Annotated in this window: 1 protein-coding gene; it reads right to left on the bottom strand. The window is 41.9% G+C overall.

The window, feature by feature from the left end; all coding sequences use genetic code 11:
• Window positions 1–439: tetratricopeptide repeat protein (locus FFR48_RS28475; RefSeq protein WP_137669635.1), on the bottom strand; the 439-nt coding region annotated here is incomplete at both ends.

Below are 439 nucleotides of genomic sequence, written 5' to 3'. Positions count from 1 at the left end.
GCACCTTGCTTATCTCCTAAATCATCACGGACATTTCCCCGGCCGATGTAGGCATTGGCATAGTTAGGATTAATCTTGATAGCTTGGTTGTAATCATCTATAGCACCTTGCTTATCTCCTAATTCATCACGGACAATTCCCCGGCCGATGTAGGCATTGGCATAGTTAGGATTAATCTTGATAGCTTGGTTGTAATCATCTATAGCACCTTGCTTATCTCCTAATTCATTACGGACAATTCCCCGGTTGTAGTAGGCATCGGCATAGTTAGGATTAAACTTGATAGCTTGGTTGTAATCATCTATAGCACCTTGCTTATCTCCTAAATCATCACGGACATTTCCCCGGCCGATGTAGGCATTGGCATAGTTAGGATTAATCTTGATAGCTTGGTTGTAATCATCTATAGCACCTTGCTTATCTCCTAATTCATCACGGA

It is taken from the genome of Sphaerospermopsis reniformis (assembly GCF_005402885.1).
GTDB classification, from domain to species: Bacteria; Cyanobacteriota; Cyanobacteriia; order Cyanobacteriales; family Nostocaceae; genus Sphaerospermopsis; species Sphaerospermopsis kisseleviana.
Note: the sequence above shows the minus strand (reverse complement) of the source record. Positions and strands in the feature narration are given on the sequence as shown.